Origin of the sequence: Rufibacter ruber (genome assembly GCF_014138425.1) — a bacterium.
Lineage (GTDB): Bacteria > Bacteroidota > Bacteroidia > Cytophagales > Hymenobacteraceae > Nibribacter > Nibribacter ruber_C.
Window position 1 is genome coordinate 78,072 of sequence record NZ_JACJIQ010000009.1, and the last position, 15,098, is coordinate 93,169.

16 protein-coding genes are annotated in these 15,098 nt (G+C 52.2%); 13 read left to right on the top strand and 3 right to left on the bottom strand.

Annotated elements, in window-relative coordinates:
• Nucleotides 1-105: 105 nt before the first annotated feature.
• Nucleotides 106-798, bottom strand: coding sequence for a peptide-methionine (S)-S-oxide reductase MsrA (gene msrA, locus FHS90_RS11970; RefSeq protein ID WP_182513226.1), 693 nt, complete (start codon nt 796-798; stop codon nt 106-108).
• A gap of 734 nt (nt 799-1,532) precedes the next feature.
• On the opposite strand from msrA, the gene FHS90_RS11975 reads away from it, so the two are divergent.
• The 11 genes from FHS90_RS11975 to FHS90_RS12025 all read left to right on the top strand — a co-directional run bounded on the left by FHS90_RS11975 (nt 1,533) and on the right by FHS90_RS12025 (nt 12,182).
• Entirely contained in the window at nt 1,533-2,387 is an 855-nt protein-coding gene (locus FHS90_RS11975) for an ABC transporter ATP-binding protein (protein ID WP_182513227.1), read from the top strand.
• The gene (locus tag FHS90_RS11980) at nt 2,377-3,147 is read left to right on the top strand and encodes a hypothetical protein (RefSeq protein ID WP_066837101.1); all 771 of its coding nucleotides are present in this window, start codon (nt 2,377-2,379) and stop codon (nt 3,145-3,147) included. Before FHS90_RS11975 ends, FHS90_RS11980 begins: the two co-directional genes overlap by 11 nt.
• Before the next feature lie 17 nt (nt 3,148-3,164).
• Complete coding sequence (locus FHS90_RS11985) at nt 3,165-3,542, top strand: GntR family transcriptional regulator (protein WP_066837107.1); 378 nt, start codon at nt 3,165-3,167, stop codon at nt 3,540-3,542.
• Between the two features lie 6 nt (nt 3,543-3,548).
• Nucleotides 3,549-4,274: a hypothetical protein gene (locus FHS90_RS11990; protein WP_182513228.1), complete on the top strand. Its 726-nt coding sequence runs from the start codon at nt 3,549-3,551 to the stop codon at nt 4,272-4,274.
• Nucleotides 4,275-4,468: 194 nt separating this feature from the next.
• Complete coding sequence (locus FHS90_RS11995) at nt 4,469-5,509, top strand: flavin reductase family protein (protein ID WP_182513229.1); 1,041 nt, start codon at nt 4,469-4,471, stop codon at nt 5,507-5,509.
• Nucleotides 5,510-5,629: 120 nt separating this feature from the next.
• Nucleotides 5,630-6,214: a porin family protein gene (locus FHS90_RS12000; RefSeq protein WP_182513230.1), complete on the top strand. Its 585-nt coding sequence runs from the start codon at nt 5,630-5,632 to the stop codon at nt 6,212-6,214.
• 677 nt (nt 6,215-6,891) lie between these two features.
• The gene (locus tag FHS90_RS12005; protein ID WP_182513231.1) at nt 6,892-7,980 is read left to right on the top strand and encodes a tetratricopeptide repeat protein; all 1,089 of its coding nucleotides are present in this window, start codon (nt 6,892-6,894) and stop codon (nt 7,978-7,980) included.
• Nucleotides 7,981-8,007: 27 nt separating this feature from the next.
• On the top strand, nt 8,008-10,047 hold the full coding sequence (locus FHS90_RS12010) for an OmpA family protein (protein WP_182513232.1): 2,040 nt from the start codon (nt 8,008-8,010) through the stop codon (nt 10,045-10,047).
• 252 nt (nt 10,048-10,299) lie between these two features.
• Nucleotides 10,300-10,599: an antibiotic biosynthesis monooxygenase family protein gene (locus FHS90_RS12015; RefSeq protein WP_066837139.1), complete on the top strand. Its 300-nt coding sequence runs from the start codon at nt 10,300-10,302 to the stop codon at nt 10,597-10,599.
• Nucleotides 10,600-10,608: 9 nt separating this feature from the next.
• Nucleotides 10,609-11,667 (top strand): cobalamin B12-binding domain-containing protein, encoded by a 1,059-nt coding sequence (locus tag FHS90_RS12020; RefSeq protein WP_066837116.1) that lies wholly within the window; start codon nt 10,609-10,611, stop codon nt 11,665-11,667.
• 14 nt (nt 11,668-11,681) lie between these two features.
• Nucleotides 11,682-12,182: a hypothetical protein gene (locus FHS90_RS12025; protein WP_153042801.1), complete on the top strand. Its 501-nt coding sequence runs from the start codon at nt 11,682-11,684 to the stop codon at nt 12,180-12,182.
• 84 nt (nt 12,183-12,266) lie between these two features.
• Here FHS90_RS12025 and FHS90_RS12030 read toward each other — a convergent pair whose 3' ends face one another.
• Nucleotides 12,267-12,725 (bottom strand): hypothetical protein, encoded by a 459-nt coding sequence (locus FHS90_RS12030; protein ID WP_153042802.1) that lies wholly within the window; start codon nt 12,723-12,725, stop codon nt 12,267-12,269.
• A gap of 251 nt (nt 12,726-12,976) precedes the next feature.
• Entirely contained in the window at nt 12,977-13,315 is a 339-nt protein-coding gene (locus tag FHS90_RS12035) for a hypothetical protein (protein WP_066837120.1), read from the bottom strand.
• 61 nt (nt 13,316-13,376) lie between these two features.
• On the opposite strand from FHS90_RS12035, the gene FHS90_RS12040 reads away from it, so the two are divergent.
• Both FHS90_RS12040 and FHS90_RS12045 read left to right on the top strand, forming a co-directional pair.
• The gene (locus FHS90_RS12040; protein WP_066837122.1) at nt 13,377-14,114 is read left to right on the top strand and encodes an electron transfer flavoprotein subunit beta/FixA family protein; all 738 of its coding nucleotides are present in this window, start codon (nt 13,377-13,379) and stop codon (nt 14,112-14,114) included.
• Between the two features lie 2 nt (nt 14,115-14,116).
• Nucleotides 14,117-15,085, top strand: coding sequence for an electron transfer flavoprotein subunit alpha/FixB family protein (locus tag FHS90_RS12045; RefSeq protein ID WP_182513233.1), 969 nt, complete (start codon nt 14,117-14,119; stop codon nt 15,083-15,085).
• Nucleotides 15,086-15,098: the final 13 nt, after the last annotated feature.

Consider the following 15,098-nt stretch of genomic DNA (forward strand, 5'->3'; position numbering starts at 1 on the left):
TAAAAAGAAAACGCTAAACAGCTTCTTTCCTTTTAGAGAGGTCTTTGGTAATGAATAAATGTTCTCCACCCCTCCTTCATGAGCGGGAATGGGAATGGAGTCAGTTCAGGAGACAGCACATGGCGAGCCCCCTTGGTGCAGGAAGAGGGTGAGCAACTTGTTTTGCAGGGGGTAGGAAAGCCCCAGAATAGGAAGCTCCTCTAGCAGCACCTCTTGCCTGCCTGAACCGCTGAGGAAGCCGTTCACCCTGGTCACCGCAGTAGACTGGTTAAAATCCCCAAAGTTTGGGTAATACTTCTGTAACGCCAGCATGAACTCAGGTGCCCGCCGGAGCTTCCACTTCTGGTGCCGCTCTTCGGCGTCATAAAAAGTCTGGTAGGGGAGGAGCTCCGTCAGCACAGGCAGGGCAAAGGTGGTTTCGGCCTGGGCCAGGGCTTTCTCCATCTGCTCCTTCTGCTGTTCAGAATGAAAGAAGAGGGCTGATGTGTACTGCCTTTTACGGGGAGGTTTGGTGGGAGTATGGTGAGCGAAGAAAACCTCCAGCAGCTGCCCCAAAGCAATCACCTCAGAGTCAAACGTAACCTGAACCGACTCTATATGGTCTGCCAGTTGGCGGTAGGTAGGGGCTGGCGTGGTGCCACCGGCATAGCCCACCTTGGTACGTATAACTCCCTCAAGGGCGCCAAACAGGCTTTCTGCGCCCCAGAAGCAGCCCATGGCCAGGGTAAACGTTTGGGTGGCGGCGCTGGGGTTCAAATCAATCTCCGGTAAATTTTGGTTCAGTAGCGGCTGTATCATCCAGATAGAGGAAGGTTGTAGAAAATGGGTTGAAAGGGGGAAAACAGAAACTGTCTGCGCAAAGGTGCACCCCCCAGATGAGGGCTTGGTGGCGTTTGGCGGGAGCAGTAGGTTTTTGCCAGCCCTCTCCTATATGACATTACCTGCTGCCTCCTGATCTGGTTTCTGTTTCTGGCCTGTTTTTCCAAAAACAGGCCAGAAACAGAAATCCGTTTAGAAGGGGAGACGCTTGCACGTTCCTGGCACCTTCCTTCGGCGCAGCCGAAAGGGAACGGTAGGTTTCTGATGAGGGGCTATTTCTTCTCCAGCCCGGGTCATGATTATATTTCAGGTTTGAAGAGGTGGACTTCATTAACTAATCCAAGGTTCCCGTGCATTCAGCTTAAAGCCACCCTGTTGCATACCTGAGGGAATAAAAGGCCCAGGGCAGCTTTTGCTGCTGGCGGTTGCAGCGTACGGGCACCATAAAACGTGAGAAAAGGACGCCCCAGACCGGTACTGGTTTGGGCGTGTTTTGGGAAAAACAGCCCGGAAACACCCAAAATAGGGAGAGCGGTTCTCACTGCAAAGCTTGCCTAATTAAAGTAGTACCCTTCTGGCGAACCTGCCGCCGCTTTAGGTGTTAGAGCCCGCGCCAGCGTCACAAAAAAATAATTTTCAGGAAGCCCTTGCAGAAGTGGAGATGGTTAGTACATTTGTAGTGTACTATATAACTAATACAGTAAAAGAGGGCTATGATTCAAATCAACAATTTGAGCTTCGGGTACCGGAAAAAGAACCTGCTTTTCCAGAACCTGAACCTGTCGCTCTCCAGGGGGCACATCTACGGGCTTCTGGGAAAGAACGGGGCCGGCAAGTCTACGCTGCTGAAAAACATGATCGGGTTGGCGTACCCCACCGCCGGTACCTGTACCATAGACGGTGCCGATGCCTCCAAAAGGTGGCCGCAGGTGCTGCAGAACCTATATTTCCTGCCAGAGGAGATCTACGTTCCCGCCCTCACCACCACGCAGTATGTTTCCCGCACCGCGTGCTTCTACCCCAGGTTCAGCGAGCAGGAGTTTTACCAGTACCTGGCGGAGTTTGAGGTACCCCGGGAGGCGGTGCTGGACAAGCTTTCTTTTGGGCAGCAGAAAAAAATGATGATTGCCTTTGGTCTGGCCACCAACACAGACCTGCTGGTCATGGATGAGCCTACCAATGGCCTGGACATTCCCTCAAAGGTGCAGTTCAGGAAAATTATTGCCTCGGCTTTGACAGAAGAGCGGTGCGTGATCATCTCCACCCACCAGGTGCGTGATCTGGAAAGCCTCATTGATACGCTGGTGGTGGTGCACAACCGCGAGATTGTGGTGAACCAGGAACTGGACCAGATCTCTGAGAAACTGCTGTTTACCACAGTGCCTTCCGCGCAAGACCATCAGTTGCTGTATGCAGAAGAGTCATTGAGAGGGGTAAATGTGATTTTGCCCAACCCAGAGGGCGTGTACAGCAAAGTAGACATGGAGCTCTTCTTCAACGCCATCATTAGCGGCAACCCGGCTATTCTCCAATTGTTAAACTCAAACCATCTGCAAAATGCAATTTAACCTGACCCGGTTCTGGCGGCTGTTCATGAAACATACCGCTGAGCATTACAAATATTACCTCATGGCTACAGCCGTGCTGATTGGTTTCGTTGCCTTGATCATGGGGTTTGTGATGTATGCCATGAGCGGACCTTTTTCATTACAGGGGCAGTCTGTTATGTTCTCCCTGGTCATGATCATAGCGGGAACAATTTTCACCAGCACCGTTTTTGCAGATCTGGGCGATAAGAAAAAGGCCATTGCCACCCTCACGCTGCCTGCCTCCCATTTAGAGAAATACCTGGTAGGGTGGGTGTACTCGTTCCTCATATTCCAGGTGGTGTATAGTGCCTGCTTTTACCTGGTGCTGTACTCTGTGCTGCCGTTAGATGACTGGGGCACCCAGGAGCCAGAGTACCTGCCGCTGTTCTCAGGGGATTATGACAAACTGGTATTCCTCATGCTCTTTCTATTTCTGCACGCCGTCTCTTTCTGGGGCTCCATCTTCTTTGCCAAATGGCATTTCATTAAAACGGCCTTCCTCTTTTTTGTGATTGCCGGTGTTCTCATGTTCCTGAACAAGCTTTTCATGGAACAGTTGCTGGGGGTGGAGTTAGAGAATGCCTCCCCCTTCTCCAACCTGGGGATCATGGAAGGCGAGCAGTATTATAAGGTGCTCTACCCAGAGGAGAAAGAAGGTTGGCTGGCCATTGTGCCCCTGGGCCTGGGTTTGCTCCTGTGGGCAACGGCCTACTTCAGGCTGAAAGAAAAAGATATTTAAGACCAGGAGGCGTTTCTATGGAATTTAAGAATAATGAAGCCATTTACCTGCAGATTGCCGCCTATGTGAGCGACCACATTCTGCTGGGCAAATGGCCGCCAGATGACAAGATACCGTCTGTCAGGGAGCTGGCAGTTGAGCTGCAGGTAAACCCGAACACGGTCATGCGCACCTATGAGTACCTGCAGAACCAGGAAGTGATCTACAACAAACGGGGGATTGGCTTCTTTGTGGCGCCAGACGCGGTGAAGAAAGTGAAGAAGCACCGCCGGGAGCGGTTCCTGCAGCAGGACCTCCCCGAGTTTTTCCGGAACATTTTCCTGCTGGAGATTCCGCTAGAGGAGCTGCAGGAACGCTATGAGCATTTTAAGACTGAGAATTTCACTTCAAAATAAGAGACCATGAAGAAAAGTAATATGCTGCTGGGGGTGGCCGCGGTGTTTTTCCTCACCTGCCTGCTGGCCTTTAATTTCGCCCTGAAGGCGGAATACGAAAGCGGTGCCTACAAAGACCGTTTCAAAGACTACATCTCCCTGAACTACCAGGGGTTTGAGGCGGTAAAGGTGAACGGGGCCACTAGCATCAGCGTTGACATCACCTCTGGGCCCTATGGTGTGCGGGTGCACAAAGACGCGCCTGCGTATTTAAGGTTCAGGGTGGAGAAGGACACCCTGGTGGTGGAGGTAGACCAGAAGAACGAGGAGGTGCGGTTTCAGGGCGAAGTTCTGATTTCGCTCCCGCGCCTGACCTGCCTCACCACTTCCTCTAACCATACCCTGGCGGGAAAACCGGAGAGCAGGGTGTACTCCAAGTACTATTATAATGAGGTGGAGGTAAAAGGTTTCCGGCAAGACAGTTTACAACTGGTTTTGGACCATGCCAGTGCTGTCAATTTAGCCAACAACCACCTCAACACGTTAAACGTGGTAGCGGGTGCCACTCCCGGGAGTAGCCCCAAGCTGTCTCTCTGGAAGTCAAACACCATTCAGAAGGCAAGCTTTGATATGCGAAATAGAAGCAATCTGGTTCTGAGCCATGTGGTGATCCCGAGTGTTCGCTACCATTTCTCAGACAGCGCCCAGGCCGAACTGTCTGGAGCCTCTCTGCAGTTGATGGGTGAAAAATAAACCAGGGGCTGCAGAAGAACGGCGATTTTTGCTTTTCCTGTCTTCTTCCTGCCAGTTGTAAGCCGTTGCGTTTTAGGGCTGTTTTTACAAAAACAGCCCTAAAACGCAACGGCTTCTCTGTTACCGGAGAAGTTGCGCCTTAACCCTATACCTGCGTTCTTGCGTTAAAAAGCCATCACCTTTACCCCTGCCGCATGAACACCCAGTTCCAGCCCTTGACCATTACCAACATCCGGGAGGAAGCGCCTGGGGTGAAAACGTTTGAGTTTGGGGCAGATGATGGAAAAAAAATTACGTATGAACCCGGCCAGTTTTTGACGCTGGTCTTTTGGGAGGGTGGGCAGGAGGTGCGGCGGTCTTATTCTATCACCTCTGCGCCGGCACTGGGGGAGCCGCTGACCATTGGGGTGAAGCGTATTGCCAACGGGTTGGTTTCCCGTATGTTGATTGACCAGGCCACCGTTGGGGAGCAGCTAATAACGGCCGGGGCTTCCGGTTTCTTTACCCTGCCTGCTAATTTCTCTCATTACCGACAGGTGTACTTTTGGGCCGCCGGGAGCGGAATTACCCCCATTTTTTCCCTGCTTAAAACGCTGCTCTTTACAGCCCCAGAAATATCAGTGGTGTTGGTGTACAGCAATCAGTCTCCTGAGGTGGCCTTGTTCCGGCAGGAGCTGGAGCAGCTGCATCAGCAGCATGGGGAGCGGTTTACGCTCATTCTGTTATTCAGCAATGCCCGCCGGTTAGACCAGGCGCGTCTGCACCGGGACCTGCTCAAGAAGCTGGTGCGGCAAACGCTGAAAGTGTCTGTAGCTGAAATATTATGTTATGTTTGTGGCCCGCTAGACTACCGCAGGCTGTGCCTGTACGGGCTGCGGGAACTGCAGGTGCCGCTGGAGAATATAAAGCAGGAAGTGTTTACCCCGCTAAGGGTGGCGTCTGTGTTGGCTCCCCCAGACACCCAGGCCCATGAGGTGACGCTCCGGGTGCGGGGGCAGGCCCACCAGTTCCTGGTGCAGTACCCGGAAACCATCTTACAGGCCGCCCGCCGGTTTGGGGTGGCCATGCCTTTCAGCTGCGAAGCCGGCATATGCGGGAACTGCTCTGCCCTCTGCGAGCAGGGCGAGGTCTGGATGGCGAACAATGAAGTACTCACACAGCGGCAGCTGGCTCAGGGAAAGGTGCTCACCTGCGTAGGGTACCCGTTGGGCGGGCCGGTGGTTTTGAGCATGTAAGTGCGGGGTAGGAGCCACCGGTACGTTAAATTTACACAGATCACCCGTGCATCTTTGCTATACAGGAGAATCTATCCCAATTTGCACGCGTATCTCTCAAAAACACTTTACCTCATTCTTATGAAAAAACTAGTACTTCTCTTAGTGGTCATATTGACAACGGGAGCCCTGGCGCAGGCCCAAATGTTTACGTTAGGTGTAAAGGCGGGACTCAGCTCGTCTAGCGTAGATTTTAAAGACATCAAAGGCACCACTTCTGATTTCAAAGAAGGCGACAACATCACAGGTTTCCATGCCGGCGCCTTTGCCCGGGTGAGTGTGATGGGTTTTCTGGTGCAGCCAGAGATGGTGTTTTCCTCTTCAGGCGGAAAGATTGAGAGTGCCGGAGATGTGCAGGATGTGAACTTCTCCCACCTGGATGTGCCTGTGCTTCTGGGGTACAGCTTCTTTAAAATTGCTCGGGTGTACGCCGGTCCGGTTGCCTCTATCTTGATTAACAGCGAGTTTGGCAATGAAAAAGCCAGCAAATATTTAGATACCGCAGACTGGGGCTTCCAGGTGGGGGCTGGGGTAGATATTTCGCGCCTAACCGCAGATCTCCGGTATGAGCGCCTCACCCGGTCCTATGCCAACTCAGGCGAAAGCTATGACATTGCCGGCCAGCAAGTGATCTTCAGCCTGGGCTATAAATTCATAGGTAAATAAACTGTCCCGTAGGTTCGGCCAACGGCCGAAGAAGAGGTGCCTGTTTCTCTTTCACTGGAGGAAACGGGCACCTTTTTTTATGAGCGGAAAAGCGGCATTGGGTGCTGCAAAGGATGTTTGCCAAAACCGGCCTTCACCGCTTCCCCGTCCCGGTTGCGCTGCTTATGGTTCAATCTGGCAGGACCAAAAAACTTGCACTGGCCCTTTTCAGGAGCAACTCCAGAAGCTACCCCTGTCAGGCCTTATTAAATCATAGTGTTTACTTGGGAAGGGATTCCCCCTGTTTTCGGCCTGTTTTTGAGAAAGTAAGCCAAAAACAGGATAGAGTTTTTATTCATGCTCTGCATGAGAGAGCTTCTAGTAAGTGAAGCTGGCTCTTAGCTGTTTTCGGCCTGTTTTTCAGAAAACAGGCCGAAAACAGAAATCAAGGTCCCCCATGTTTCTGAAAGGCAACTCTTTAACAGCAGATTTAAGGGAGTTCTCTAATAAATAGTTACTTTTGTTCTTCATGCTTTGCTGGTGTGTCAGGGAAAAGTGTTCACTCTCTGGCGGTTTTGTTCCCCCGCTAAACTGGCCAGCTTCAAATGTACCTTTATCAATATTAGTGACTTTTCCCCGCCGCCCACCACAGGGCTGGAGTGGGAAGCCACTGGTATGGCTGTCTTTTAACTTCCCACATGATACGAATTCTACTTTTCACTTTTGTCTGCCTGTTGAAGATAGGCCAGACAGTCGCGCAGGAGGTGCCGGTGGCGCCCGTACCCGTTGTGCCAGACAGTGCCGCGGCCGCCAAAGCCGCAGAGATAAAGATTCTGGCTGAAAAGATGTTCCAAAGCGGGCTGGTGCAGCTTGCCCAGAAAGACTACCGCGCCGCCTTGGCTGACCTTGATTCTGCCATTGCGGTGAAACCTGACTTTGAGCAGGCCTTGATGGGAAGGGCAACTGCCTGGCTGGAGTTGAAGGAGGTAGACCGCGCCATCACTGACTATGACAAAGTCATCAGCCTGAACAGTGCCCATGCCCAGGCCTACTTTCAGCGGGGCAGGGCTAAAGTGTTGTTGAAAGATAAAAAAGGGGCCGCCCAGGATTTCACCCAGACCATTGCCACAGACGCCAATCACTACCAGGCTTATTACCAGAGAGGCGGCCTGCGGTTTGAAGACGCAGATTATAAAGGAGCCATGGAAGACTTTTCGGCGGTGGTGAAGATCAATCCGCGCAACGGGTATGCCTACCATGACCGCGGCAGTGCCAAACGGCAGCTGAATGACCTGGAGGGAGCCCTGGCCGATTACAGGAAGGCTGTTGAGGTGAACCCTGATATTGCCGTGGCTTATGTGAACCTGGGGAGTCTAAAGCAGGGCAAAGGAGACTGGACGGGAGCCATTGAGGAATATTCAAGGGCCATTGAACGCAAGAAAGACTATTATCTTGCCTACAATAACCGGGGCCGGGCCAAGTTTGAAAAGGGCGATTTTGAAGGTGCCCTGGCTGATTTTACCAAAAGTATCCAGCTGAACCCCCAGTACGCCTTTGCCTTCAACAACCGGGCCGCCGCCAAATACAAACTGAAAGACTTTAAAGGCGCGGTAGAAGACTGCAACTTTGCCCTGCAGATTGATAGCGGCTATGGCTATGCCTACTTCAACCGGGGAAATGCCAAAGAAATGCTGCGTGACGCCACTGCCTGTCAGGATTGGGAAAAGGCCGCCGCCCTCCATGTGCCTGCCGCCAAAGCCTACCTTACCCATTGTCAGGAAAAATAACCCTGGATCAGTCTATCCCTTTCAGATATGAAAAAACACGCATTGTTATTGATCCTGTCCTGCGCCCTGGGGCAGGCAGTGGCCCAGAACGTTGATTTCAACAAAGACAACTTCAAGCAAGACAAAGACGGTTTCAGGGAGGCTAAGAAAAAACTGGACGCCGGTGATGACATCTTTGCCGCCACGTCAAAGAAAACAGATGATGCCTACCGGAAGAAGAACTACCGCAACGCCATAGCGCCCTATGTAGACGCCTATAAATTCAACCCCAACAGTGCCCTGCTTAATTACCGGCTGGGGGTAGCGTATCTTTTCTCTGATGAGAAGGACAAAGCGCTTCCCTATCTGGAGAAGGCGTTAAAACTGAACCCAGCCGTTGACCCAGAACTTGGTTTCTATTTAGGCAGAGCCTATCAGGTAAAGCTGGAGTGGCAGAAGGCCGTGACCGAGTACAGAAAGTACCTGGCCACCTTGCCTTCGGGCAACCATAAAACCAGAATGGAGGTGGTCAACAAGAGCATCAGGGAATGCCTTTCAGGGGAGAAACTGGAGAAAAAGCCTTTACGGGTATTCTTTGACAACGCCGGGGAGCAGATTAACAGCAAGTACGCAGACCTGCAGCCAGTCATTTCAGCAGATGAGACGGTCATGGTTTTTACTTCCCGCCGGCCCGCCGACCAGGAAGCCAAGGCGAAGGTAGACAAGGAGCCTAATGATGATGTGTACATCTCCTACAAGGTGAACGGCAAATGGTCAACGGCGAAGCAACTGCCTGAGGGGATCAACACAGAAAAGAACGAGGCGGCCATGGCGCTGTCAGCAGACGGCCAGCGTCTGATTTTTTCACGTGATGAGAACGGGGGCAACCTCTTTGAAACCGTGTTGAAGGGGAACGAATGGTCTAAGCCGGAGGAACTGGGCAGCGAAATCAATACCAAAGACCGGGAGTCTTCGGCTGCATATTCATATGACGGCAAAACCCTCTTCTTTGTGAGTGACCGGCCTAACGGCATTGGTAAAGGCGATATCTATTTCTCCACCCTGGACAGCAAAGGCAACTGGGGCAAAGCCATAAATGCCGGCCCTAAGCTTAACACCGTCTATGAGGAAGGCCATGTGTTTATGATGCCAGACGGCAAAACCCTTTACTTCACATCAGAAGGGCACAGCTCTATGGGTGGGTTTGATATTTTCAAAAGCGTTTTGGAAAACGGCCAGTGGTCAGAGCCTGAAAATGTAGGGTACCCGTTGAACACGCCAGATGATGACAGCTTTATCTCCTTGAGCGCCAATGGGCGTTACGGGTACATTGCCTCCAGCAGAAACGAGGGGGGTAAAATAGACCAGGACATAGTGCGCGTCACTTTTATTGGAGATGAAAAACCGGTGATCCTGAGTGCAGAAGATGACCTGGTGGCCTTTGCAGAAACGCGGGTGGCCCAGCCTGTGGCCATGCCGGTCATTGAATCTAAAACACCTAAAACCATTTTGGTGCAAGGCGTGGTGCTGGATGCCAGAACCCAGAAACCCCTGGAGGCGAAGGTGGAGTTGATTGACAATGTGAAAAAGGAGGTGATTGCCACTGTGACGTCTAACAGTGTGACCGGTAAGTATTTGATTGCCTTGCCCGCTGGGAAAAATTACAGTGTGTCTGTGCAAAAGAATGATTTTCTGGTGCACAGCCAGAACTTCAACCTGCCTGCCAATACCGCCTTCACTAAAATTGAGAAAGAAGTGAAACTCCAACCCCTGGATGCCGGGAGTGTCTGGGCCCTGCAGAATGTCTTCTTTGCAGAAGGGCAGGCGGTGCTGCTGCCAGAGTCTATGTATGAGCTGGAAACCCTGGTGGAGGTTCTAAAAGACAAAAAAAGCCTGAAGGCTGAAATGATAGGCTACACCGGTGAGCAGGCAGATCAACTTTTAGCGGGGAGCAGGGCCAAAGCCGTCGCAGATTTTCTGGCTTCCAGGGGAATAAACGCCAAGCGGCTTTCGTCAAAAGCCACCGAGGCTACCAGTACCAACGCCCTTTCCCAGGGTCTGGTTGAATTAAAACTGACCGGTAAATAAGAGCGGCCTGCCAGGCGCAGCGTCATGCCCTGCCCTGGTAGTTTATCTGCTGCTGGGAACGTCTTCTGCCTTAGGGCATAATCCTCATTTAGATTCGTCTAAATATATAAAATGCAGATTTTTCTTGACCATGTTCAGCCAGCCGGGTATCTTAGCTAAATCTACCCCCTGTTTTCAGGCAGAAAACCACTGCCTGAAAGTGCTATTGGTGCTTAACTATTGGGTGTAGCAGATGAAAAACCAGACAACCCTATGTTTATTGCGCTTAGTACCTTTACCATTGCCAATGATATGGCACCTGCTGTAAAAGAGGCATTTATGAACCGTCCCGGTTTAGTGAACAATGCCCCGGGCTTTGTGAGGCTGCAGGTAATCTCGCCCACAGACAACCCGCAGGAGATCTGGTTGATCACACAGTGGGTAGATGAGGAAAGTTACAAAACCTGGCACCACAGCCACCTCTACCATGAGTCACATGAAGGCATTCCCAAGGGGCTGAAACTGGTGCCCCGCTCGGCAAAAGTCAGGTTCTTTGAACACATTTGCGAGTAGGGAGGCGGTATGGCAGAAATCAGGAGAAAAACCGCCGCGCTGCTAAAACGCATGAGTGCTGAGCTGGCGCAGGAAACCACCCAGAAGTTCTTCCATCTTCACCCGGAGTTGGAGGAGAAGTACGGTGCCATGGGCCGTGAGAAATGCCGCCAAGACGCCCAGTACCACCTCTCGTACCTGATAGAAGCGGTGGGGGCGGGCTCCATGACCCTGTTCAGTGACTACGTGCTCTGGACGCAGGAGGTCCTGGAAACCCGTAAAGTTCCGGTGAAGGACCTGCATGAACACCTCATTATCCTGAAAGACGTCATTGCCCTGCACCTGCCCATTGACCAGTATGTGCGGGTGGCCAACCACTTGAACAACGCCCTGCAATTGCTGGAAGAGAAGAACGGCCTAGAACCGCAACCCGAGGAACCGTTGGAACCGCTGGCCCAGACCTATCTGGAGCTTCTTCTGGCAGGCAAGCGCAAAGAGGCCAATGATATGATTCTGCAGGAGGTGGCCCAGGGAATGGAGGTGAAGGAACTTTATCTCACCGTGTTTCAGCCGGTCCAGCACCGGGTGGGGAGGCTGTGGCAGACCAATAAAATCACCGTGGCCCAGGAGCACTTCTGCACGGCTATCACCCAGAGCATCATGTCGCAGCTGTACCCGTACATCTTTGGGTCAGAGCGCAACGGGTATAAATTGCTAGCCTCTTGCGTGGCCGGTGACTTGCACGAGCTGGGGCTGAGAATGGTGAGTGATTTCTTTGAGATGGAAGGCTGGGATACCTATTATCTGGGGGCCAATGTGCCCACGGCCAGCATCCTCAGTTCCCTGAGGGAGCATCAGCCAGACCTGCTTTTATTGTCTGCCACCATGACCTTTCACGTACAAGCCTTAAAAGACATCATCAGGGCGGTGCGGGCAGCAGAAGATCTGCAGGAGATTAAAATAATGGTAGGCGGATATCCGTTTAACCTGGAAGAGGAGCTTTGGAGGGAAGTTGGGGCAGACGGCTATGGTGCCAATGCCAAGGAAGCCATGGAATTAGCATTGGGGTTGGTATCTGTGAGGAAGTAAAAAAAGGAGGAAGCTTGGAGGCAGTAAGCAAAGGAATGGTTTGGCGGTGTGACCGCCGCGGTATTGTGCTGGAGGTGATCAGTTCAGATTTCCCTGAAATCAGCCACGCTGCCCTGGGGCAACCGTTTTCTTCTGTCTTAGAGGAGGCCGGCCAGGAACTGGCTGAGGAGTGGCTTCAACAAGTATCAAAGGACTCCCGCCTGCTGGCCAACCTTACAATCAAACAAAACCTTTCACCCCAACCTCTATCTTTAGGCGGAATCAGAAGCAGTGGCGAGTACTGGCTTTTCTGGACTACTGGCCGCGTAGGGCCCGCCTCTAATCTACCACAAATCGAAAAGGGGGAGAGTACTGAGTCTGCCCAGGTCTGGGAGCCAGATGCGCAACACGTAGAACTGCTGGAGGAACTCAGCCGGGTGAACAATGAACTGGTCAACGCCCGCCGCGAACTCATCAGGCAGAACATTGAACTGCACCGTGCGCATCAGAAGCTGACCAATGCCGGAGTCATGTGATAAGCTGTTTTAGACCTGTTTTTCTGAAAACAGGCCCAAAACAGCTCTTTGTATGTTCTTTAGCGGGAGGGAGAACCAGGCGCCTTAAATGCCGCGCTCTCGCATAATGGCCACAATTTTTTGGCGGGTGGTAAACAGCCGGGCCCCCATCACCCCCAGCAGAATGCAGAAGCTGAACGCAGTCAACACCGCCCCGTGCAGCCAAAACCCAAACAACCATTTCTTAGAGAAGGTAAAGACCAGGTAGCAGGCCAGCGTAATGAGGCTCACTTTGTCCATGGGGGCCACAATCAGATCCCTTTCATGGTGCCATTCCAGCTGGGAAAGCCGGCCCACCAGTAACCCTACCGCCAACCCAAACGCTACCCCAGAAAAAGCCAGGGCCATGCCAATATGGTGCGTCCAGAGGTTGTACCCCAGCAGCAGCAGCATACTGGTGGTGGCCATGCTGAACATGAACAGCCGTACCATGAGTTTCAGCTCTAAGTGCCGCCCCACGGGGAGCTGCATCTTTAACTGGTCAAGTCTGCGTTGAATATCCACTTCCTGTCAAAAGAGTTTTCGTGATAGATCAGGGGCCAGGAACCTCCTTCTTCCTGTAAAAAGCACCGGGGTAGCGGTGGCTTCTCCTGCAAAATTGCAAAACCATCTGTTGTGAAACGATGACCAATGGCAATTGGTGCCCCCTTGGGCTAGGGGGGCAGACCCCAAAAAGATGATTCTTGTCATTTTTGGAATCCTGGGGCGAAAATTTGCCCAGAAATTCCAAAAATAGTATGCATGCCAACTAATTTTTACTCATCTTCGTAATCTAAACCCATGAACTTGTTGTAAGCTTGCTGCAGCTCAGCAAAGGCATGTTGCTGACCTTGCTGCCTACTTACCTGCATGCCTTTCTGGTAAGCCTGCTTCGCCAGTTCGGGTTCGTCTAACTGCACATAGAGGCTGGCCGCGTGGTAGTACGTACCCACGTAGTCAGGGTGCTCTGCCAACAGCTTTTCATAGAAAAAGCGGGCTTTTTCTACCTGGGTAGCCCTATATTCCGTAGCAATGGCGTATAAGGTGAACGGGTCTGTTGGGTCCTCCTGGTAGAAGGCCAGGAGTTGGGTCAATCTGCTGTTAGGCGTTTCCATTTGTTCAATTATTCTTTAACTTGCCCACAAAATTAGTCTAAATCCGCTAACCCTAAGTCACATGAAGATCTTAGTTTGTATTAGCAACGTGCCTGATACCACCACCAAAATCACCTTTACCCCTGATGGCAAAGAGTTTAACACCGCCGGGGTACAGTTTGTGATCAACCCATATGACGAGTACGCCCTGACCCGCGCCATTGAGCTGAAAGAAGCCCAGGGCGGAACGGTGACCGTTCTGAACGTGGGGGAGGCAGATACTGAGCCAAATATCAGAAAGGCGCTGGCCATTGGCGCCGATGACGCCATCCGCGTAAATATAAAACCCACAGATGCCTTTTTGGTGTCTCAACAGATTGCCCACTACGCCAAAGAGGGCGGTTATGACCTGATCCTGATGGGCCGTGAGTCTATTGACTACAACGGTTTCCAGGTGCACGGTATGGTGGGTGAACTGCTGGGAATCCCTACCATTGCGCCAGCCATCAAATTAGACGTGAACGGATCTACCGCCACGGTAGAGCGCGAGATTGAAGGCGGAAAGGAAATCATTGACGTTGCCCTGCCGCTGGTAGCCAGTGCGCAGCAGCCCATGACCGAGCCCCGCATCCCTAACATGCGCGGCATCATGACCGCCCGCACCAAACCCCTGAAAGTAGTGGAACCGGTAGGGCAGGAGGCCAAAACCAGCGTGCAGCACTATGAATTGCCGCCAGCCAAGTCTGGCGTGAAAATGATAGACGCTGAGAACGCCGGTGACCTGATTAAATTATTACGTAACGAAGCTAAAGTTCTATAAGCATGTCAGTATTAGTAGTGATAGAATGCGCGAACGGCGAAGTGAAGAAATCCTCTCTGGAGGCAGCCTCGTACGGGAGCAAGGTGGCGGCGGCCCTGGGTACCTCGGCTACCGCCGTTGCCATAGGTGATGTACAAGCCAACGCCCTCTCTTCTCTGGGGGAGCAAGGCGTTACCAAAGTTTTGTTAGACAATGACGCCCGCCTGCATGATTTTGTGGGAGCCGCTTATGTGAAGGTGATTGCCAAGGCCGCTGAACAGGAAAACTCCAGCCTGATTGTGCTCTCCAACTCCAACATTGGGGCAGCCATTGGTTCCCGCCTGGCGGTGAAAATGGGGGCCTCCCTGGCCACCAACGTGGTGTCTCTGCCAGAAATATCCGGCGCTTCTTTCAAAGTGCGCCGCGGGGTGTTCTCCGGCAAAGCGTTCTCTGATGTGGAGCTCACCTCTGATAAAAAAATCATAGCCGTTAAGAAAAACGCACTGGACTTTGAGACCTCTGCCGGGGCTACCGCCACAGTAGAGAACTTCTCAGCAGACCTGTCTGACGCTGACTTCAGCACGGCCCCCAAAGAAACCATTAAACAGTCTGGTGACATTCTGCTGACCGAGGCTGATCTGGTGGTTTCTGGCGGAAGAGGCTTGAAAGGGCCTGAAAACTGGCATTTAATTGAAGATTTGGCTAAAGCGCTGGGCGCCGCCACTGCCTGTTCAAAGCCTGTTGCTGACATTGGTTGGAGACCTCACCACGAGCACGTAGGCCAGACCGGCATCACCGTGAGCCCTAACCTGTACATTGCCGTGGGTATCTCCGGAGCCATTCAGCATTTGGCAGGGGTCAACTCTTCTAAAGTAATTGTCGTTATCAATAAAGACCCGGAGGCGCCGTTCTTCAAAGCCGCAGATTACGGCATTGTGGGTGATGCGCTGGAGGTTGTTCCTAAATTGATAGAAGCCGCTAAAGCTTTATAGACGAATAGAAGAG

Bases quoted from the DNA above. Each gene is read 5' to 3' on its own strand.
- FHS90_RS12000 (WP_182513230.1), top strand. From the start codon at position 5,630: ATGAAAAAACTAGTACTTCTCTTAGTGGTCATATTGACAACGGGAGCC.
- FHS90_RS12035 (WP_066837120.1), bottom strand. From the start codon at position 13,315: ATGGAAACGCCTAACAGCAGATTGACCCAACTCCTGGCCTTCTACCAG.
- FHS90_RS12020 (WP_066837116.1), top strand. From the start codon at position 10,609: ATGGCAGAAATCAGGAGAAAAACCGCCGCGCTGCTAAAACGCATGAGT.
- FHS90_RS12015 (WP_066837139.1), top strand. From the start codon at position 10,300: ATGTTTATTGCGCTTAGTACCTTTACCATTGCCAATGATATGGCACCT.
- msrA (WP_182513226.1), bottom strand. From the start codon at position 798: ATGATACAGCCGCTACTGAACCAAAATTTACCGGAGATTGATTTGAAC.
- FHS90_RS12010 (WP_182513232.1), top strand. From the start codon at position 8,008: ATGAAAAAACACGCATTGTTATTGATCCTGTCCTGCGCCCTGGGGCAG.
- FHS90_RS12005 (WP_182513231.1), top strand. From the start codon at position 6,892: ATGATACGAATTCTACTTTTCACTTTTGTCTGCCTGTTGAAGATAGGC.
- FHS90_RS12045 (WP_182513233.1), top strand. From the start codon at position 14,117: ATGTCAGTATTAGTAGTGATAGAATGCGCGAACGGCGAAGTGAAGAAA.
- FHS90_RS11990 (WP_182513228.1), top strand. From the start codon at position 3,549: ATGAAGAAAAGTAATATGCTGCTGGGGGTGGCCGCGGTGTTTTTCCTC.
- FHS90_RS11995 (WP_182513229.1), top strand. From the start codon at position 4,469: ATGAACACCCAGTTCCAGCCCTTGACCATTACCAACATCCGGGAGGAA.
- FHS90_RS11975 (WP_182513227.1), top strand. From the start codon at position 1,533: ATGATTCAAATCAACAATTTGAGCTTCGGGTACCGGAAAAAGAACCTG.
- FHS90_RS11980 (WP_066837101.1), top strand. From the start codon at position 2,377: ATGCAATTTAACCTGACCCGGTTCTGGCGGCTGTTCATGAAACATACC.
- FHS90_RS11985 (WP_066837107.1), top strand. From the start codon at position 3,165: ATGGAATTTAAGAATAATGAAGCCATTTACCTGCAGATTGCCGCCTAT.
- FHS90_RS12040 (WP_066837122.1), top strand. From the start codon at position 13,377: ATGAAGATCTTAGTTTGTATTAGCAACGTGCCTGATACCACCACCAAA.